This window comes from Mesorhizobium sp. WSM4313 (assembly GCF_002294725.1).
GTDB lineage: Bacteria > Pseudomonadota > Alphaproteobacteria > Rhizobiales > Rhizobiaceae > Mesorhizobium.
This window is the reverse complement of record NZ_NSFT01000004.1, coordinates 115,035-134,802: the sequence shown is the minus strand read 5'-3', so window position 1 is coordinate 134,802 and position 19,768 is coordinate 115,035. Positions and strand designations below refer to the sequence as shown.

Genomic DNA, 19,768 nt, shown 5'->3' with positions numbered 1-19,768 from the left:
TCAGCGGTCCTTGGGATCGAGCGCGTCGCGCAGGCCGTCGCCGACGAAATTCAGGGCAAACAGCGTCGAGACGAGGAAGAAGGCCGGGAACAAAAGCAGCCAGTTGGCGTAGCCGATGTTCTTGGCGCCGACCGAAATCAGCACGCCCCAGCTGGTCATCGGCTCCTGCACGCCTAGACCGAGGAAGGACAGGAAGCTCTCCAGGATGATGACCTGCGGCACCAAGAGCGTCATGTAGATGACCACCGGGCCAAGCAGGTTGGGGATGACATGGCGCAACAGGATGCCGCGCTGGCCGACGCCCATGGCCTCCGCCGCCTGGACATATTCCTGCCTGCGGATCGACAGCGCCTGGCCGCGCACGATGCGCGCCATGTCGAGCCACAACACAGCGCCGACGGCCAGGAACATCAGCACGAAGTTGCGGCCGAAAAACACCACCAGCATGATGACGAAGAAGATGAAGGGCAGCGAATAGAGCACGTCGACGATGCGCATCATCACCTCGTCGACCTTGCCGCCCGAAAAGCCCGCGGTCGCGCCGTAGATGACGCCGATGACGCCGGCGACGACGCCGGCGAGCAGGCCGATGGCCAAAGAGATGCGTCCGGCCATCAGCGTGCGCGAAAGCAGGTCGCGGCCGGTGTTGTCGGTGCCGAAGAAGAAATATTGCTGCTTCACGGCCGAGCTCATCGTCACCTCGAGGCCGTCGGGCGACTTGTTCTCGATCCTGGTGTTGTCGAAGGCGTCGGAGCGGTCGAGATAGCGGATGTTGCGGTCGTCGATCGGCTTGGTCGAGGTGACGGTGACGATGACGCGATTGCCGTCCTGGTGCCATTCCTTGATGTCGGCGCGCATGCGCTTGATGGCGTCGCCCAGCGCACCCTGGATCATGTCGGGTTTCGGATAGGCCGAAAAGCTCGGCGGCATGCGCACATAGTCGCCATAGATGGTGGTGTAAGCATGCGGCACGACCCACGGACCGCAAATGCTGATGACGGCGATGAAGGCCAGGTAATAGAGGCTGAGCATCGCGGCCCGGTTGCGTTTGAGCCGCGCCCAGGCGTTGCCCCAGAGCGAGCGGCCGACAATCGGCTCGGGCACGACGACGGCGAGGTCAGTCATAGCGCACCCTCGGATCGACGACCGCATAGAGCAAGTCGACGATCAGGTTGAAGACGATGGTGAAGAGCGCGATCACCACCACGGTTCCCATGACAAGCGTGTAGTCCCGGTTGAGGGCGGCATCGACGAAGTAGCGGCCGACCCCGGGGATGGAGAAGATGGTTTCGACGATGATCGAGCCAGTCAACAGCGCCGCCGCCGCCGGACCAGTGAAGGAGACGATCGGCAGCACGGCGCCGCGCAGCGCGTGCTTGACCACCACCGACCAGTCGGACAGGCCGAGCGCGCGGGCGGTGCGGATATGGTGCGAACGCAGGCTCTCGATCATGGAGCCGCGCATCAGGCGGGCAACGATGGCGATCTGCGGAAGAGCCAGCGTCAGCACCGGACCGACCTTGTTGATCAAGGCGCCGTCGCCCCAGCCGCCGATCGGCAGCAGCTTCCAGGACAACCCGAAGACGAGCTGGATCACCGGCGCGGTGACGAAGGTGGGGATGGTGCTGCCGGCAGTGGCCAAAGCGATTACCGAATAATCGCCTATTTTGTTCTGGTTGAGCGCGGCGATGGTGCCGAGGATCGAGCCCAACAGCAGCGCCAGCACCAGTGCCGAGCTGCCGATCTGTACCGAGATCGGCAGGCCCTTGGCGAAGAGTTCGGTGACGGTGAAATCCGGCAAATTGTAGCTTGGGCCGAAACTGCCGCGCAAAAGATTGCCGAGATAGTGGACATATTGCAGCCAGAGCGGATCGTTGAGGCCGAACTGGGCTTCGAGATTGGCCCTGATCTCGGGGCTCAAGCCCCGCTCCTGGTTGAACGGGCCGCCTGGCGCGACGCGGATCAGGAAAAACGCCACCGTCACGATGACGAACAGCGTCGGGATGGCGGTCAACAGCCGCCGGAAGACATAACGCAGCATCGGCGCCCCGCTTCAGCCAGGGCGACAGGCTCTCCAGTCGAAGATCCGTGGCGCGCCGGCATCTCTGATCTTCGCACCGGGCAGCCCGAAAATCCAATCCGACTTTCGGCCCGGCACGACGACAGACCGCGACCGCCGCTCCCAAAAAGAGAGCGGCGGCACGGCCAAGGTTTCTTGTCAGTCCTTGGAGATGAAGCGGGACGGATGAATGTCCATCACATTGTCGTCGAAGCCATGCAGCTTCGAGGAAACGATGTCGTGGTAGCTGTAGTAGAGAAGCGGGATCTCGCCGACGTCGTCGACCAGGATGCGCTCGGCTGCGGCGAGGTCCTTCATGCGCTCCTCGGGCTTGCCGCCTGCGGCGGCCGCCTTGTCCATGGCGGCTTCATAGGCAGGGCTGTTGTAGTTCGAGTAGTTGTTGCCGCTCGCCTTGCGCGAGATGCCGAGGAAGGTCTCGGGATCCTTGTAGTCGGCGATCCAAGCGGCACGGGCGACGTCGTAGTTGCCCTTCTGCTCGAGGAAGCTGTAATGGGTCTTGGTGTCGGTGTTGAGCAGCGTCACCTCGACGCCGAGCGGCTTCAGCTGTTCCTGGATGGCCACCGCCGTGTTCTTATGGTTCTCCGAGGTGTTGTAGCGGATCTCCATCTTCAACGGATGCTCGGGTGTATAGCCTAGCTTTTCCAGGATCTTCTTGGCCGCATCCTCGCGGTCGATCTGCGGCATGTCGGCGTATTTGGCCAGTGCCGGCGTGTAGCCCTCGATACCCGGAGGCACCATCGAATATCCAGGCAGCATCGAGTTCTGCCAGACCTTCTCGGCGAGGAAGTCGCGGTCGATCGCCATCGAGATGGCGTTGCGCAACTCGACATTGTCCCAAGGCGCCTTGTCGGTCTTGACCGCGTAATAATAAGTGCCGAGATACGGCCCGACACGGACCTGGTCGCCGAATTTGGTTTTGAGATCGGCGAGCTGCTCGGTCGGCAGGTCGCCATAGCTGTCGAGCTCGCCTGCCTCGAAACGTTTCATCGCCGACGAGCGATCCTCGGTCGGGATATAGTTGACCACGTCGAGCTTGACGCTCGCGGCGTCCCAGAACTTCGGGTTCTTGACCAATTTCATATGGTCGTTGGGAACCCACTCCGCCAGCGTATAGGCGCCATTGGAGACCAGCTTGCCCGGCTTGATCCAGTCGGCGCCGAGCTTGTCCATGGAAGCCTTGTTGACCGGATAGGTCGCCTGGTGGGTCAGCATCTCCAGGAAGTAGGGGGTCGGAGCCTTCAGCGTGACTTCAAGCGTGTTGGCGTCGATCGCCTTCACGCCCATATCCTCGGCCTTGCCTTTCTTGGTATTGAAGTCCTCGGCGCCCTTCACCGGATAGAGCATCGAGGCGTATTCTGCAGCGGTCGCCGGATCTTCCAGTCGATGGAACGAATAGACGAAGTCGTCCGCCGTCACCGGGGTGCCGTCCGACCAGAGGCCGTCCTTGCGCAGCTTGAAGGTGTAGACGGTGCCGTCATCCGACACCGTCCAGCTTTCGGCGGCGCCCGGAATGAGATTGGTCTTCTGATCATGCATGACGAGGCCCTGGAACAGGTCGCGTATGATATCGGCTTCGTAGACAGTCGACGTCTTGTGCGGATCGACCGTCTCCGCCTCGGCGGCGGCGCCGCGGTTGTAGACGGTTTCGGCGAAGGCAGGCGTGTAGAATGTGCCTGTGGCCAAGGACAATGTGGTGGCGAACACCGTCGCCTTCAGCATATCTTTCAGCATGAAGTTTCTCCCTGTCGGCGCAGCCCCTCAGCCGCGCCTTCTTAAGTTTTGACACCTCAGAACCGTTGAAACGGCCCCGTTTCAGGCGTGCCGCCGGTTCCTTCCGGCGGCTGGTGGCAGGAGACTAGACAGAGCGAAATCTTATTTCAACCATTGCCTGCTTGACGCAAAGTGAGCGCCATAACGCTAAAACAGCGAAACCTAAAGCTTAGAGCTTGCTTTCAACTTGCCACACCTGCCGGTTGTTCCAGCTGTTTTCTGTTTTTGCAGGCGGCCTTTGGCATTCTCCGCGCCATGCTGAAGAACCGAAAATTGCTTGTTCCGTGGTGTCGTTTCCGGGCTGACGCCACGGGCACGTCGGCAATCGAATTTGCCATGCTGGCGCCGGTCTTCATCCTGCTTCTGCTCGGCATGGTTGCATATGGGATTTATTTCGGCGCCAGCCATTCGGTGCAGCAGATCGCCGCCGACGCGGCGCGCACCGCGATTGCCGGCCTCAACCAGACCGAGCGGCAGGCGCTGGTTACCGATTTCATCACTCACGATGTCTCGGGCTATCCGTTCGTCGACGCCAACAAGCTGACCGTCAATGCGCAGGACAGCGCCGTCGACGGCAGCCAGTTCGTCGTCTCGGTCACCTACGATGCGCGCAACCTGCCGATCTGGAACCTGTTCCGGACCCTGCCGCTGCCGGGCACGACGATCCAACGTCAATCGACGATCCGCGTCGGAGGTATATGATGCCCATCAAGGGGGGGCTAGAGCGGTTCATCGTTTCCCGAAAAGGCCAAACCGCTCCATCTGTTTACAGTGACGCAATTCCGGACGGAAGGCTACGGCGAGCTCGCCGAACTCAACCGCCTCGCACTTTTCCTGGAATTGCTTTCATGGCGGCGACGCGACGCCTGCTCGCCGACCGGAGCGCGAATTTCGCCGTCATGACCGCGCTGTGCACGCCGGTAGCGCTGGCGCTGACCGCCTTCGCGATCGACGAAGGTTCCCTTTACAACGAGCGCCGCGCCGCGCAGTCGATCGTCGACCTTGCCGCCATCACCGCGGCCTCGAACATCACCAACGCTCAGCAGGCGGTGCTGACCGCGCTCAGCGACAACGGCATCACCTCGGTCGCCGTCCAGCAACAGGGCGCGACCGTGGCGCCGACCGCCAGCAAGGCCGTCGTCCAGGTCGTGCCGGGGCGCTACACGGGCGTCAGCACCATTGCCGCCGGCAGCCGGTTCGAGGCGGGCAAGCTGCCCTACAATGCGGTCCAGGTTACGCTCAAGAAGCAGGGTACGCTTTATTTCGCCGGCTCGATCATGGCGCCGCCCACTCTCGGCACGACCGCTATCGCCAGCGCGCAGCCGCAAGCGGCTTTTTCGGTCGGCTCGCGGCTCGCCAGTCTCAATGGCGGCATTCTCAACGCGCTTCTCGGCGGCCTTCTCGGCGGCAACATCTCGCTCAGCGTGATGGATTACAATTCACTGGTGTCGGCCGATGTCGACGTACTCTCCTTCACAGATGCGCTGGCGACGCAACTGCATCTGACCGGCGTTTCCTACAACGACGTGCTCGCCTCCAAAGCAACGATCGGCCAGATCGCCACGGCAATGGCCAATGTGCCGGGGCTCGACCGCACAGCCAAACTCGCTCTGCAGACCATGGCCTCCAGCGCCACCAATACGGTCAGGATTCCGCTCAGCACCCTCATCGATCTCGGCTCCGTCGGCGATCTCGGCATCGGGCAAAAGCCGGCCGGCCTTAACGTGACAGCCAGCGCGCTCAGCATGCTCACCGCGGCTGCCGCTCTGGCCAATGGCACGAATCAGGTCGCGGTCAATCTCGGCGCCACCATACCGGGGCTGGCATCGACGACGCTTGCGATCGCCATCGGCGAGCCGATGCAGAACTCGGCCTGGCTGGCGGTGGGCGAGGCAGGCACCGTGGTGCGCACGGCGCAGACCCGCATCAAGCTCAATGCCAGCGTGACACTCGGCAATTCCAATCTCGGCGGCGGCACCAGTCTTGTCGCCGTCCACCTGCCGCTCAACGTCGAAGTCGCCTATGCCGAAGCGAAGCTGACCGACATCACTTGCCCGACGGGTCCCTCCAGCATCAAGGTTTCGATCGCCGCGCAGCCGGGCGTGGTCTCAGCCCATCTCGCCAACAGCAATGGCAGCGGCTTCGCGGATTTCACCAAGCCGCAGTCCTTCTCCGACGCCGATATCGCGGACCTGAAGCTGTTGCTCGTCCCGCTGCTGCAGGTGACAGGCTCGTCGGCCTTCTCGGTCACCAACATGGCGCCGACCACTTTGACCTACAACGCCACCGACATCGCCAACAAGGCGATCAAGACGGTGTCGACGAAGAACCTGACGCAGTCGCTGACGACATCGCTGATCAATAACCTGTCGCTCTCGGTCAACGCGCTGGGGCTCGGCCTCGACGTGACCGCCCTGCTCGGCACGGTGAAGCCGGCGGTGACGACACTGCTCAACGGCGTGACCGCGCCGGTGGACGACCTCGTCTACAACGTGCTTGGAGCCCTGGGCGTCCATGCCGGCGAGGCCGATGTGCGCGTGACCGGCGCGACCTGCGGGCGTTCTGTGCTGGTGCAGTAGCCCAGTCAGCCAATCCTGCCGACGAAACTGCCCAGAGGCGGCAGCGCCAGCACGCTGTCCTCGACAACACCGGTAAGAACGCCGGCGGCGTCAACGTCAAATGCCGCTATCTCGGCCTCGCCGATCTCGGTGGGCAGCGCCCAGCCTGTTGCCTCGGTCGAGAAATTGAAAACGCAAAGCAGCCTTTCGCCATCACACTCACGGAGGAAAGCAAGCACATCGCCCTCGGCCTCGACAAAGCGGATCGAGCCGGCAATCAATGTCGGATGGCTCTTGCGCAAGGCAAGGATCGAGCGATAGGCGGCAAGCACCGACCGCTCCTCGCCATTCTGGACGTCGACCGCCCGGGCGTGATGCGCCTGCGGCACCGGCAGCCAGGGCTTGGCCGTGGAGAAGCCGGCATTGTCCGCCTCCGCCTGCCAGACCATCGGGGTGCGGCAGCCGTCCCTGCCCTTCACGCCCGGCCAGAAGCGGATGCCGACGGGATCGCGCAGATCCTCATAGGCTAGCTCCGCCTCCTCGAGGCCGAGTTCCTCGCCCTGATAGAGGCAGATCGAGCCGCGCAGGCAGGCAAGCAGCGCGATCGAGAACTTCGCCACCGCGTCCGGGTTCTCGCCTTGCCGCGTCCAGCGGCTGACATGGCGCACGACGTCATGGTTGGAAAAGGCCCAGCAGACCCAGCCGTCCGGGGCAGTCGTCTCGAACGCCTCCACGCAGCCGCGCACATGGGCGGCGGAAAATTGGGGGCTGAGCAAGTCGAAGGTGTAGCACATCTGCAATTTGTCGCCGCCGGACACATAGGCGGCGAGCGTCTGCAGGGAACGCTCCTCGTCGCCCACCTCGCCGACCGCGGCGCGGTCTGGATATTCGTCGAGCAGCGCGCGGAAACGTTTCAAGAAGTCGAGGTTTTCGGGCCGCGTCTTGTCGAAAAGATGCTCCTGGAAGGCGTAGGTGCTTGTGGCGCCATTGGTGCCGGCGACACTTGCGGCCAAGGGCGGGTTGTCGCGCAGCCAGCGGTCGTGGACATAGTAGTTGACCGTGTCCAGCCGGAAACCGTCGACGCCGCGTTCCAGCCAGAAGCGCACGGTGTCCAAAAGCGCGTCCTGAACGTCCGGATTGTGGAAGTTCAGATCCGGCTGAGCGGCGAGGAAATTGTGCATGTAGTATTGCCGGCGGGTGGCGTCCCATTCCCAGGCCGGCCCGCCGAACAGCGATTGCCAGTTGTTGGGCGCGCTGCCATCCGGCCTGGCGTCAGCCCAGACGTACCAGTCCGCCTTGGCATTGTCGCGGCTGGCGCGGCTCTCGACGAACCATTCATGCTTGTCGGAAGAATGCGAGATCACCTGGTCGATGATGAGTTTCAGGCCGAGCCGGTGAGCCTCGGCGACCAGCGCGTCGAAATCTTCCAATGTGCCGAACATCGGATCGACGTCGCGATAGTCGGATACATCGTAGCCCATGTCGGCCATCGGCGACTTGAAGAAGGGCGAGAGCCAGACGGCATCGACGCCGAGCGACGCGACATGGGCGAGCCGCGCGGTGATGCCCTTGAGGTCGCCGCTGCCGTCGCCGGTCGTGTCCTGAAAGGAGCGCGGATAGACCTGATAGATGACGCAGCCGCGCCACCATTCGCTCCCTTGCCCGGAATTTTCGGCAGCCATCACAAGCCCTTCCCGTTGCGCGATTGAGCGGCACGCCGCTCGATCATGAAATTGACGCTGCGGCCGGGCAGCGGCCGCGCAAGATCGACCGGCTGCGCCTCGATCGCCGGGCCCCACTCGTAGCCGTCCCGGACCGGCAAGGTGAAGACGCATTGGCGGCGGTCGCCATTGACCATGACGGCAAGGCGACTGCCTCCGCTATCGCCGAGCATCATGACAAGGCGATGTCGATCGCGATCGTTCCACTCCGTCTCGCCGAGCGGCGCGCCCGTCTCCGTCAGCCACTCGGCATCCGGAATGGCCGAAGCATCAGCCGGCTTTCCGGTCAGGAAATGCGTGTCCGACAGCGCGGGAAAGGCACGACGCATCGCAGAGAGCGATGAGGCATATCGCTCCAACGCCTGATCGCGGCCGGCCCAGTCGAGCCAGGTAATGGCATTGTCCTGCGCATAGGCGTTGTTGTTGCCTTTTTGCGTGCGGCCGAACTCGTCGCCGGCGGTCAGCATGATGGTGCCGCGCGAGGCGAAAAGTGTCGCCAGCAGCGCGCGCTGGTCGTCGAAGCGCGCCTTGGCAATCGCCGCGTCGTCCGTCTCGCCCTCGGCGCCGTTGTTCCATGACAAATTGTCGTTGTGGCCGTCGTGATTGTGCTCGCCGTTGGCGTCGTTGTGCTTGCGCTCATAGGCGACGATGTCGGCCAGCGTCATGCCGTCATGTGCAGCGATGAAATTGACCGCACGGCTCGCCGGTTGGCCTTCCCTGCCGAAGACATCGGAGGAACCTGCAAGCCTTGTGGCCAAGACGCCTACCGCGTCGGCATCGCCGCGCCAGAAGCGCCTGACATCATCGCGATAACGATCGTTCCATTCCAGATATGGCGGCCGGAAATTTCCGAGCTGGTAGCCGCTCGGACCGATATCCCAAGGCTCGGCGATCAGCACGCGGTCGCAGAGCACGGGATCGCCGGCAATGGCCCGAAGCAGCGGCGCTTCCGGATCGAAGGCGCCGTCGACGCGGCCGAGCACCGGCGCCAGATCGAAGCGGAAGCCGTCGACACCGGCGAAGCGGACGAAGTGGCGCAGCGTGTCGAGCACCATCTCGCGCACAACCGGATGGTCGCAGGCGACGGTGTTGCCGGTGCCGGTGTCGTTGACCAGCCTGCCGTCCGCCTGGTGCCGGTAGTAGCCTATCGCATCCAGTCCGCGCAGCGACAAAGTCGGCCCGAGCCGGTCGCTTTCGCCGGTGTGGTTGAAGACGAGATCGAGGATGGTGCCGATGCCGGCCTGGCGCAGAGCGGCGACGGTGTCGCGCAGTTCCTTGAGACCGCCGGGCGCGAGGCGCGGATCGGGCACCATGAAAGTGACGGGATTGTAGCCCCAGGCGTTGCTCAGCCCCAATGGCGGCAGATGCCGCTCGTCGATCGACGCGGTGACCGGCATCAATTCGACGGCCGACACACCGAGACGCTTCAGGTGCTCGACGATGGCCGGATGGGCGAGCGCCGCGATGGTGCCGCGCTGGGTTTCCGGCACGTCCAGATGCAGCTTGGTGAAGGAGCGGACATTGAGCTCGTAGATCAGCCCGCCAGGCCGGAACAGCGGCGGCTGGGGCGGCACCGGTTTGGGCAGCGAACGCGCGATCGCCTTCGGCATCAGCGGAGCGGTGTCGGCGCCTTCGTTGCGTTTGGCGGCAAGCCGCCAATGATATTGGTATGGACGATCGACCTCGACGGCATAGGGGTCGGCGAGAAGCTTGTTCGGATCGAACCACAGGCCGCGCTCCGGAGCATAGTCGCCGTCGGCGCGGAAGCCGTAACGCGCGCCGTCGCCAAGGCCGGAGACAAGGAGCGCGTGCACGCCGTCGCCTTCCGGGTTGAGCTCCAGCCGGTCGATCTCGCGCGCACCGCTGTCGTCGAAAAGCGAGACCCACAGGCGTCTCGCGGATGAGGACCAGGCGGCGAAGCGGATGCCTTCGGGGGTGATGGTGGCGCCGAAGGTCATGCGAGCGCCTCCCCTTCTCCCCTTGTGGGAGAAGGTGGATCGGCGCGCAGCGCCGAGACGGATGAGGGGTGTTGGAAGAAATGAGGCGCCGGCGATGCGAGCGCCGGTTTGCGCCAAGCTGGAGCACCCCTCATCCGTCGCCTTCGGCGACACCTTCTCCCACAAGGGGAGAAGGGGGAGTCGCGCCACGCCACCCTCAAGTAATCACGCTCGGCTTGTTGCGGCCAGTGTGGCTCTTGATGCCGGCGATGTCGTCGGCGGCGGCGATCAAATCGGCGAGCGCTTCTTGCGTGTCGAGGTCGTGCCTTGCCTTGTCCGGCTCGTAGCGCTCGATATAGAGGCGCAGCGTCGCCCCTGACGTGCCGGTGCCGGAGAGGCGAAGCACGACGCGCGAGCCGCCCTCGAACAGGATCCGGATGCCCTGATGCTCGCTCACCGAGCCGTCGACCGGATCGCGATAGGCAAAATCGTCGGCCTTGGCGATCTTCAGGCCGCGCACGGTCGTGCCGGGCAGCGAGCCGAGCTTGGCGCGTAGCTCGTCGACCAGCGCGTTGGCGCGATCGCTCTCGACCTCCTCGTAGTCGTGGCGCGAATAGTAGTTGCGGCCGTAAGTCTCCCAATGCTTGGTGACGATGTCCTTGCAGCTCTCGCCGCGCGCAGCGAGGATGTTGAGCCACAGAAGCACGGCCCACAGCCCATCCTTCTCGCGCACATGGTTGGAGCCGGTGCCGGCGCTTTCCTCGCCGCAGATGGTCGCCATGCCGGCATCGAGCAGATTGCCGAAGAACTTCCAACCGGTCGGCGTCTCATAGATGCCGATGCCGAGCTTTTCGGCGACGCGGTCGGCGGCGCCGCTGGTCGGCATCGAGCGGGCAATGCCTTTCAGACCGTCCTTGTAGCCCGGCGCCAGTTTGGCATTGGCGGCAAGCATCGCCACCGAATCCGACGGCGTGACGAAGATGCCTCTGCCGATGATCAGGTTGCGGTCGCCGTCGCCGTCGGAAGCCGCGCCGAAATCCGGCGCGTCGGGCCCCATCATCTCGTCATAGAGGTGCTTTGCGTGCACCAGGTTCGGGTCCGGGTGGTGGCCTCCGAAATCGGGCAGCGGCTTGAAGTTGCGGCAGGTGCCGTCCGGCGCGCCGAGCCGGCGTTCGAGGATCTCCTTGGCATAGGGGCCGGTTACCGCATGCATGGCGTCGAAGCGCATGCGGAAGCCCGACTTGAAGAGCTTCCTCAGCGCGTCGAAGTCGAACAGGCTTTCCATCAGTTCGGCATAGTCCTTGACCGGATCGCAGATCTCGACCGTCATGTCGCCGGCCTTGACGGTGCCGATGGTGTCGATGTCGATGGCGCCGATATCGGCGATCTTGAAGCTCTTGATCTCCTTCGACTTGGCAAAGATCGCGTCGGTGATCTTTTCCGGCGCCGGGCCGCCATTGCCGGCATTGTACTTGATGCCGAAATCCTCGTGCGGGCCGCCCGGATTGTGGCTGGCCGACAGGATGATGCCGCCGAAGGTCTTGTATTTGCGGATGATGTTGGAGGCAGCCGGCGTCGACAGAATCCCGCCCTGCCCGACCATCACCTTGCCGAAGCCGTTGCCGGCGGCGATCGCGATCGCCTTCTGGATGACCTCGCGATTGTAGAAGCGACCGTCGCCGCCGATCACCAGCGTCTTGCCCCGAAAACCGTCCAGCGCATCGAAGATCGACTGGATGAAGTTCTCGGCGTAGTGCTCTTGCTGGAACACCGGCACCTTTTTCCGCAGGCCGGAGGTGCCTGGCTTCTGGTCGGTATAGGGTTTGGTGGGGACGGTTTTGATCATGCCTCAGGCAGCCCTTTTTGAAAGCAGCAAGCGATAGAGTTCGACGTATTTTTCGGCGCTCTTGTCCCAGGAGACATCGGCCTTCATGCCCTGGCGCTGGATCGAGGCCCAGGTCGCGGGCCGCGCATGCTGCTCGACCAGCCGCTGGATGGCATGGAGCATCGCGGCACCATTGTTGGGCGCGAACTGGAAGCCGGTGGCGACGCCGGCCGACAAGGCGGCCTCGTTGGCATCGATGATGGTGTCGGCCAGACCGCCTGTCCTGGCGACGACCGGCACGCAGCCATAGCGCAGGCCATAGAGCTGGGTGAGGCCGCAGGGCTCGAAGCGGGACGGAATGATGATGGCGTCGCAGCCGCCTTGCATGACGTGCGAAAGCTCTTCGTCGTAACCGACGATGACGCCGACGCGGCCGCGATGGCGGGCGGCGGCGGCAAGCAGCGTGCCTTCGAGGCCGGCGTCGCCGGAGCCGAGGATCGCCAGCCGCGCGCCGGCGGCGACGATGCCGTCGACGACCGCGGCCAGGATGTCCATGCCCTTCTGCCAGGTCAGCCGGCTGATGACGCAGACGATCGGGCTGCCATCCGCTTCCAGGCCGAAGCGCTCTTCGACCGCCTTGCGGTTCTTGCCTCGCGCCGCAAGCGTCTCGGCCGAATAATTGGCGACCAGATGCTTGTCGGTCTGCGGGTTCCAGATGTCGACGTCGATGCCGTTGACGATGCCGTAGAGATCGGTCGAGCGCATGTTGATCAGCCCGTCGAGACCCATGCCGAATTCGGGCAAGCGGATTTCCTGCGCATAGGTCGGGCTGACCGTAGTGATGGCCCAGGCGGCTTGCAGGCCGGCCTTGAGAAAGCCGACGCCGCCATAATATTCGATGCCGTCGAGCTGCATCGCCACGCTCGGCAGGCCGAGCTCGCCGAAGATGCCGGCGCCGAACTGACCCTGGAAGGCAAGGTTGTGCACGGTGATCAGCGACGGCACGCCGACCGCCTTGCCGTAGCGCATATAGGCAAGCGTCATCGCCGACTGCCAGTCATGGGCATGCACGATGTCGGGCTGGTAACCGGAGATTGCGCCGCCGGCAATGTCGCCGCCGGCCTGGCTGAGCGCGGCGAAGCGGCGCCAGTTGTCCGGCCAGTCGGCGCCGGAGGCGGTGCCGTAAGGGCCGCCCTGGCGATCGAAGAGATGCGGCGCGTCCAAAACGAAGAGATCGAGATCGCCGATCTTGACGGCATGGATCGAAGCCTTACCGCCCTGCAGCAGCGGATATTGGTAGACCGCCTTCTTCTTGGCGAAGGCCGCCATCACCACGGGATAGCCCGGAACCAGCGTGCGCATCGCCACGCCCTTGCCGGCAAGCGCGATCGGCAAGGCGCCGGCGACGTCGGCAAGCCCGCCGGTCTTGATCAGCGGGAAGATTTCGGGCGTGACCGACAGAACCTGCATGCGCTCCACATTCCGATCTCAAGATGACAGGTCAAAGTGACAACCTGTTGATCCAGTCGTCAGCTTGTTGATCGACCCGTCAGCTTGCTGATCGACCTTGCCAGGTTGACAGCCGATCAACCTCATCAGGCTGACAGCTTGCTGATCGACCCTAAGTGGTCGACAACTTGTTGATCATGTCCTGCGTGATCAGGCAGATGCCCTTCTCCGATACGCGAAAACGCTTGGCGTCGAGCGCCGGGTCCTCGCCGACAACCAGTCCTTCCGGGATGTGGACGCCGTGATCGATGACGACGCGCTTGAGGCTCGCGTTGCGGCCGACCTGGACGTCGGGCAGCATCACCACTTCCTCGAGCTTGGAATAGGAATTGATGCGCGCGCCGGTGAAGATCAGGCTGCGGCGCAGCGAGGCGCCGGAAACGATGCAGTCGCCGGAGACCAGCGAGGAGATCGCCTCGCCGCGGCGGCCGTCCTCGTCATGCACGAACTTTGCCGGCGGCTTCAACTCGGCATAGGTCCAGATCGGCCAATCGCGGTCGTAGAGGTCGAGCTCGGGCGTGATATCGGTGAGGTCGATATTGGCTTCCCAATAGGCGTCCACCGTTCCGACGTCGCGCCAATAGGGTTCGGCCTCGTGCGAGGAACGCACGCAGGATTTTGCGAAGCGGTGGGCGATCGCCTTGCCGTGCTGGACGATGTAAGGGATGATGTCCTTGCCGAAGTCCCGGCTGGAGCCGGGCTCGGCGGCGTCGCGGCGCAGCTGCTCCATCAGGAACTTGGTCTTGAAGACATAGATGCCCATCGACGCCAAAGCGAATTCCGGCTTGTCCGGAATGCCGGGCGGATCGGCCGGCTTTTCGACGAAAGCGATGATGTTGTCCTTCTTGTCGACATGCATGACGCCGAAGCCGGTCGCCTCCATGCGCGGCACTTCCAGACAGCCCACTGTGACGTCGGCGCCGGCGTCGACATGCTGGCGCAGCATCAGCTCGTAATCCATCTTGTAGATGTGGTCGCCGGCGAGGATGACCATGTATTCGGGGCCATAGGCCTCGATGATGTCGATGTTCTGGTAGACGGCGTCGGCCGTGCCTTCATACCACTGCGTTTCCGAGACGCGCTGCGATGCAGGCAGGATGTCGAAGCTTTCGTTTCGCTCGGGCCGCAGGAAGTTCCAGCCGCGCTGCAGGTGGCGGATCAGCGAGTGCGCCTTGTACTGGGTGGCGACGCCGAGGCGGCGGATGCCGGAGTTGAGCGCATTGGAGAGGGCGAAATCGATGATGCGCGTCTTGCCGCCGAAATAGACCGCCGGCTTGGCGCGCCGGTCGGTCAGCTCCCTGAGGCGGCTGCCGCGGCCGCCGGCCAGCACATAGGCCATGGCATCGCGTGCCAGCGGCTGGGTTCTTCTGATCTCTGCCATTCTGTTACCCTCCCAAACAAGCTGCCCGGACTGTTGCAAGAGCAGGATGAGACATCATCTGCTTCAATCCGTGACGAATTCCAGCATGATCGTCGACAGCGGCGGCAAAAGCATCGTCGCCGATACGCCGCCTCCTTCCCCGCTTGCCTCGACCATGCCGCTATTGCCCATGCCGGAGCCGCCATAGACCTCGGCGTCGGTATTCATGATCTCGCGCCATTTTCCCGCCTTCGGCAGAGGCACGCGATAGTTCTCGCGCGGCACCGGCGTGAAATTGGAGATGACAGCTATCGAATTGCCGTCCGGCGCGCTGCGCAGCCAGGCGAAGACCGAATTGTCGCGGTCGTCGACGATCAGCCAGGAGAAGCCCTCCGGCTCGCAGTCGCGCGCATGCAGCGCCGGACGCGAACGATAGAGGTAGTTCAAATCCCGGACCGTCTGCCAGACGCCGCGGTGCGGCGCGAATTCCAGCAGGTCCCAGTCGAGCGCGCGTTCCTCGCTCCACTCGCGCCGCTGGGCGAATTCCTGGCCCATGAACAAGAGCTTCTTGCCGGGATAGCCCCACATGAAGGCGTAATAGGCGCGCAGCGTGGCGAACTTCTGCCAGTCGTCGCCTGCCATCTTGTGGAGCAGCGTGCCTTTGCCGTGCACGACCTCGTCATGCGAAAGCGGCAGCACGAAATTTTCCGAGAAGGCGTAGACCAGGCCGAAGGTGATGTCGTTGTGATGGTGCTTGCGGAAGATCGGCTCCTTGGAGAGATACTCCAGCGTGTCGTGCATGAAGCCCATGTTCCATTTGAAGCCGAAGCCGAGGCCGCCTTCATGCACGGGACGCGACACTTTCGGCCATGAGGTCGATTCCTCGGCGATCGTCATCACGCCGGGGTGGTGGCCGTAGACCTCCTTGTTCATCTTCTGCAGGAAGCTGACGGCCTGCAGGTTCTCGCGCCCGCCCTTCTCGTTGGGGATCCACTCGCCGGCCTTGCGCGAATAATCGAGGTAGAGCATCGAGGCGACCGCGTCGACGCGCAAGCCGTCGACATGGTATTTCTCGGTCCAGAACAGCGCGTTGTTGACCAGGAATGACACTACCTCGCGGCGGCCGAAATTGTAGATGGCCGTGTTCCAGTCGGGATGGAAGCCCTGGCGCGGGTCGGCATGCTCGTAGAGCGCCGTGCCGTCGAATTTCACCAGCCCGTGCTCGTCGACCGGGAAATGCGCCGGCACCCAGTCGAGGATGACGCCAACGCCGGCGCGATGCGCGCCATCGACGAAACGGGCGAAGCCGTCGGGGTCGCCGAAGCGGGCTGTCGGCGCATAAAGCCCGGTGGTCTGGTAGCCCCAGGATGGGTCATAGGGGTGCTCCGAGATCGGCAGGAACTCGATATGGGTGAAGCCAGTGTCGACCACGTAGGGGATCAGCCGCGCGGCGAGTTCGTCCCAGGAGAGGAACGTGCCGTCGTCGCGGCGCTGCCAGGAGCCGGCATGGACCTCGTAGATCGAGATCGCCTCGCGCCGGGGATCGGCTTTCTGCCAATAATTGCGATGCGCCTCGTCGCCCCATTGATGCGCTATGGGCGGCGCCGTCACCGAGGCGGTCGCCGGGCGCAATTCCGATTCGAAGGCGAACGGGTCGGCCTTCAGCGGCAGGCGCACGCCGTCGGGCCCGATGATCTCGAACTTGTAGGGCTTGCCCGCGCCGATATCGGGAATGAACAATTCCCAGATGCCCGTGTCCTTACGGTCGCGCATCGTGTGCCGGCGACCATCCCAGTCGTTGAAGGCACCGACCACGGAGACGCGCCGCGCATTGGGCGCCCAGACGGCGAAATGCACGCCGGTGGCGCCCTCATGTTCGACGATGTGGGCGCCGAGCTTGTCGAACAGCCGTAAGTGCGAACCCTCGGCCATGTAATAGTCGTCCATCGGACCGAGCACCGGGCCGAAGGAATAGGGATCGGTCAGCCACCAATCGCCGCCGGCATTCCTGGCGTGATAGCGCAGCGGCTGGCGCTTGCGGATCGAGACCTTGCCCTCGAAGAAGCCGGCATCGTCGCTGCGGGAAAGCTCGCCGACCTCCTTGCCGGTCAGCGTGTAGGCGGTGACGAATTCGGCATTGGGCACGAAGCAGCGGGCAATGAAGCCCTTGCCGGCTTCATGCACGCCCAGGACCGCGAAGGGATCGCCGTGCGTTCCGGCGACAATCGCCGCGACATCGCCGGCTGGCGCCAGTCCGTCCGGCCCGCTTGTCGCAGCGGTCGCGCGCGGCTTCCTCATCAAACGGTCGCCCTCCCCGGGCACCTTGTTCTGGCGCATGCCTCGCTCCGGCATGCGCCGTTCTTTGTCTTGGTGCATGTCGTGGTCCCAAAACCGCTACGCACTTTTGGGCGACATGCATCTGGCCACATTCTTTGTGGCTCATGCAATCATATCAGACGGGCACGTTCCAGATGTCTTTCGCATATTGGCGGATTGTGCGATCGGACGAGAACCAGCCGACGCGGGCGACGTTGCGGATGGCGCGCGCGTACCAGTCGGGGCTGTTGCGCCACACGGCGTCGACCTCGCGCTGGCAGGCGGCGTAGGAATCGAAGTCGGCCGCCACCATGAACCAGTCGCTTTGGTAGAGCCCGTTCATCAGGTCGCGATAGCGGTCGGGATCGTCGGGTGAGAAGACGCCGGAGGAAATGGCCGATACCGCCTGCGACAGCTCGGACGAGGTCTCGATCACGCCGCGCGGATTGTAGCCATTGTTGCGCCGCTCGGCGACCTCCGCGGTGGTGAGGCCGAAGATGAATATGTTGTCGTCGCCGACATGTTCCTTGATCTCGACATTGGCGCCGTCGAGCGTGCCGATGGTCAAGGCGCCGTTCAGCGCGAACTTCATGTTGCCGGTGCCCGAAGCTTCCATGCCGGCGGTCGAAATCTGCTCGGAGAGATCGGCGGCCGGCATCAGCACCTCGGCCAGGCTGACATTGTAGTTCGGCACGAACACCACCTTCAGCAGGCCGCGCACCGACGGATCGCCATTGATGACTTTCGCGACGTCGTTGGCCAGCTTGATGATCAGCTTGGCGTTGTGATAGCTGGGCGCCGCCTTGCCGCCGAAGATCTTGACGCGCGGCATCCAGTCCCGTTCCGGATGCGAGCGGATCTGATCGTACAGCGCGATCGCTTCCAGTATGTTGAGCAGCTGGCGCTTGTATTCGTGGATGCGCTTGACCTGGATGTCGAACAGCGCCGACGGATCGATCCTGATGCCGAGCCGGTCGGCGACGAGATTGGCGAGCCGCGCCTTGTTCTGCCGCTTCACACCGGCGAATTTCTCACGGAAAGCCGCGTCATCGGCCAGCGGATCGAGATCCTTGATTGCCTCGATGTCGTCCATGAAGCGGTCGCCGATCGCCTCGCGGGCAAGCGAGGTCAGGCCGGGATTGCACTGGATCAGCCAGCGCCTGGGCGTGATGCCGTTGGTCTTGTTGTTGATGCGATCGGGATAGAGCTTGTGGAGATCGGCGAACACCGTCTCCTTCATCAGCTCGGTGTGCAGCGCCGAGACGCCGTTGATCGAATGCGAGCCGACAAAGGCCAGATTGCCCATGCGCACGCGGCGGTCGCCATTTTCCTGGATCAGCGAGATGCGGGCGATCTGATCGCCCGAGAACTGGTTGGTGGCGCGGGCCTCGAGCAGCACCTGCGCATTGATGGCGTAGACGATCTGCATGTGGCGCGGCAGCAGACGCTCGAACAGCGGCACCGGCCAGCTTTCAAGCGCCTCGGGCAACAGCGTGTGGTTGGTGTAGCCGAAGGTGCGCTTGGTGATGTCCCAGGCCTGGTCGAAGTCCATGCCGTGGACGTCCATCAGGAGCCGCATCAGCTCCGGCACGGCGACCGCGGGATGAGTGTCGTTCAAGTGGATCGCCGCCTTGTCGGGCAGCGATTTCAGGTCGCCATACTGGCTCAAATGCCGCTGCACGATGTCCTGCAGCGAGGCGGTGGAGAAGAAATATTCCTGCCGCAGCCTCAGCTCCTGGCCGGCCATGTGGGAATCGGCAGGATAAAGCACGCGCGACAGCGCGTCGGCCTTGTTGCTCTCGGCCAGCGCGCCGATGTGGTCGCCCGCATTGAACTTGTCGAGCAGGATCGGGTCGATCGGCATGCCGGACCAGAGTCTCAGCGTGTTGACGCGCCTGGCGCGCCAGCCGGCCACCGGCGTGTCATAGGCGACGGCCAACACATGCTCGGTCGGCTTCCAGACGTGGCGTTCGAGCCGGCCATCCTTCGAGGTGATCGCTTCCACCGAGCCGCCGAAGCCGACCTCGAAGGAACGCTCGCGCCGTTCGAACTCCCAGGGATTGCCGTGATCGAGCCAGGTCTCCGGCAGCTCGACCTGCCAGCCGCCGTGGATTTCCTGGCGGAACATGCCGTTGGCGTAGCGGATGCCGTAGCCATGGGCGGGGATGTCGACGGTCGCCATGCTTTCCATGAAGCAGGCGGCGAGACGGCCGAGGCCGCCATTGCCGAGTGCCGCGTCCGGCTCGAGCCCCGCGATCAGGTCGAGGTCGACGCCGAGCGAGGACAGCGCCTCGCGCATGTTCTCCATCAGGCCGAGATTGGAGAAGGCGTCGCGCATCAGGCGCCCGATCAGGAATTCGAGCGAAAGGTAATAGACGCGCTTTTCCTGCTGGTCGTAAGCCTCCTTGGTCGCCTGCATCCATTGATCGACGATGCGGTCGCGCACCACCTTGATCGAAGCGGTCAGCCAGTCATAGGGCGTGGCGACGGTTGTGTCCTTGCCGACCCGGTATTTGAGCGACATCAAGACTTCTTCGGCGAGCGTCTTGGGGTCGGGATTGTCGAGAACAGGGACTTCGATCGTCATGGCGGATGTCATGCTGCCTCTCGTTCAACTGGCCTGATCATAGCGGCTTTCACCGTTCCTCCCAGCCCATCTTAGTGCGTTGCAGCATAGGTTCAATCGATTTAC

12 protein-coding genes are annotated in these 19,768 nt (G+C 63.7%); 2 read left to right on the top strand and 10 right to left on the bottom strand.

Translation table 11 applies throughout. The features are described 5' to 3' along the window. The 3 genes from CK219_RS11220 to CK219_RS11210 all read right to left on the bottom strand — a co-directional run bounded on the left by CK219_RS11220 (position 1) and on the right by CK219_RS11210 (position 3,811). Positions 1-1,125, bottom strand: a complete 1,125-nt coding sequence (locus CK219_RS11220; RefSeq protein ID WP_095766840.1) for an ABC transporter permease subunit — start codon at positions 1,123-1,125, stop codon at positions 1-3. Further along, complete coding sequence (locus tag CK219_RS11215) at positions 1,118-2,041, bottom strand: ABC transporter permease subunit (protein ID WP_095766839.1); 924 nt, start codon at positions 2,039-2,041, stop codon at positions 1,118-1,120. Before CK219_RS11215 ends, CK219_RS11220 begins: the two co-directional genes overlap by 8 nt. A gap of 177 nt (positions 2,042-2,218) precedes the next feature. After that, a complete protein-coding gene (locus CK219_RS11210) occupies positions 2,219-3,811 on the bottom strand; it encodes a peptide ABC transporter substrate-binding protein (RefSeq protein WP_095766838.1) in 1,593 nt (530 codons plus the stop codon). 375 nt (positions 3,812-4,186) lie between these two features. Here CK219_RS11210 and CK219_RS11205 point away from each other — a divergent pair, with 375 nt between their 5' ends. Beyond that, the gene (locus tag CK219_RS11205; RefSeq protein ID WP_245340453.1) at positions 4,187-4,552 is read left to right on the top strand and encodes a TadE/TadG family type IV pilus assembly protein; all 366 of its coding nucleotides are present in this window, start codon (positions 4,187-4,189) and stop codon (positions 4,550-4,552) included. A gap of 146 nt (positions 4,553-4,698) precedes the next feature. Next, positions 4,699-6,429, top strand: a complete 1,731-nt coding sequence (locus tag CK219_RS11200) for a TadG family pilus assembly protein (RefSeq protein WP_095766837.1) — start codon at positions 4,699-4,701, stop codon at positions 6,427-6,429. A gap of 5 nt (positions 6,430-6,434) precedes the next feature. Here the strand turns inward: CK219_RS11200 and CK219_RS11195 are convergent, their stop codons facing one another. The 7 genes from CK219_RS11195 to CK219_RS11165 all read right to left on the bottom strand — a co-directional run bounded on the left by CK219_RS11195 (position 6,435) and on the right by CK219_RS11165 (position 19,675). Then, entirely contained in the window at positions 6,435-8,090 is a 1,656-nt protein-coding gene (locus CK219_RS11195; protein ID WP_095766836.1) for an alpha-glucosidase family protein, read from the bottom strand. Then, complete coding sequence (gene glgX, locus CK219_RS11190) at positions 8,090-10,087, bottom strand: glycogen debranching protein GlgX (RefSeq protein WP_095766835.1); 1,998 nt, start codon at positions 10,085-10,087, stop codon at positions 8,090-8,092. Before glgX ends, CK219_RS11195 begins: the two co-directional genes overlap by 1 nt. A 196-nt stretch (positions 10,088-10,283) precedes the next feature. After that, complete coding sequence (locus tag CK219_RS11185) at positions 10,284-11,912, bottom strand: alpha-D-glucose phosphate-specific phosphoglucomutase (RefSeq protein WP_095766834.1); 1,629 nt, start codon at positions 11,910-11,912, stop codon at positions 10,284-10,286. A 3-nt stretch (positions 11,913-11,915) separates the two neighbouring features. After that, complete coding sequence (gene glgA / locus CK219_RS11180) at positions 11,916-13,361, bottom strand: glycogen synthase GlgA (protein ID WP_095766833.1); 1,446 nt, start codon at positions 13,359-13,361, stop codon at positions 11,916-11,918. Positions 13,362-13,512: 151 nt separating this feature from the next. Next, positions 13,513-14,781 carry a glucose-1-phosphate adenylyltransferase gene (gene glgC / locus CK219_RS11175; RefSeq protein ID WP_095766832.1) on the bottom strand — a complete coding sequence of 423 codons (1,269 nt, stop codon included), beginning with the start codon at positions 14,779-14,781 and terminating at the stop codon, positions 13,513-13,515. Between the two features lie 63 nt (positions 14,782-14,844). After that, the gene (gene glgB, locus CK219_RS11170) at positions 14,845-17,058 is read right to left on the bottom strand and encodes a 1,4-alpha-glucan branching protein GlgB (RefSeq protein WP_095767164.1); all 2,214 of its coding nucleotides are present in this window, start codon (positions 17,056-17,058) and stop codon (positions 14,845-14,847) included. Positions 17,059-17,212: 154 nt separating this feature from the next. Continuing rightward, positions 17,213-19,675: a glycogen/starch/alpha-glucan phosphorylase gene (locus CK219_RS11165; RefSeq protein WP_095766831.1), complete on the bottom strand. Its 2,463-nt coding sequence runs from the start codon at positions 19,673-19,675 to the stop codon at positions 17,213-17,215. Positions 19,676-19,768: the final 93 nt, after the last annotated feature.

Bases quoted from the DNA above. Each gene is read 5' to 3' on its own strand.
- CK219_RS11215 (WP_095766839.1), bottom strand. From the start codon at position 2,041: ATGCTGCGTTATGTCTTCCGGCGGCTGTTGACCGCCATCCCGACGCTG.
- CK219_RS11185 (WP_095766834.1), bottom strand. From the start codon at position 11,912: ATGATCAAAACCGTCCCCACCAAACCCTATACCGACCAGAAGCCAGGC.
- CK219_RS11220 (WP_095766840.1), bottom strand. From the start codon at position 1,125: ATGACTGACCTCGCCGTCGTCGTGCCCGAGCCGATTGTCGGCCGCTCG.
- glgX (WP_095766835.1), bottom strand. From the start codon at position 10,087: ATGACCTTCGGCGCCACCATCACCCCCGAAGGCATCCGCTTCGCCGCC.
- CK219_RS11205 (WP_245340453.1), top strand. From the start codon at position 4,187: ATGCTGGCGCCGGTCTTCATCCTGCTTCTGCTCGGCATGGTTGCATAT.
- glgA (WP_095766833.1), bottom strand. From the start codon at position 13,361: ATGCAGGTTCTGTCGGTCACGCCCGAAATCTTCCCGCTGATCAAGACC.
- CK219_RS11200 (WP_095766837.1), top strand. From the start codon at position 4,699: ATGGCGGCGACGCGACGCCTGCTCGCCGACCGGAGCGCGAATTTCGCC.
- glgB (WP_095767164.1), bottom strand. From the start codon at position 17,058: ATGAGGAAGCCGCGCGCGACCGCTGCGACAAGCGGGCCGGACGGACTG.
- glgC (WP_095766832.1), bottom strand. From the start codon at position 14,781: ATGGCAGAGATCAGAAGAACCCAGCCGCTGGCACGCGATGCCATGGCC.
- CK219_RS11195 (WP_095766836.1), bottom strand. From the start codon at position 8,090: ATGGCTGCCGAAAATTCCGGGCAAGGGAGCGAATGGTGGCGCGGCTGC.
- CK219_RS11210 (WP_095766838.1), bottom strand. From the start codon at position 3,811: ATGCTGAAAGATATGCTGAAGGCGACGGTGTTCGCCACCACATTGTCC.
- CK219_RS11165 (WP_095766831.1), bottom strand. From the start codon at position 19,675: ATGACATCCGCCATGACGATCGAAGTCCCTGTTCTCGACAATCCCGAC.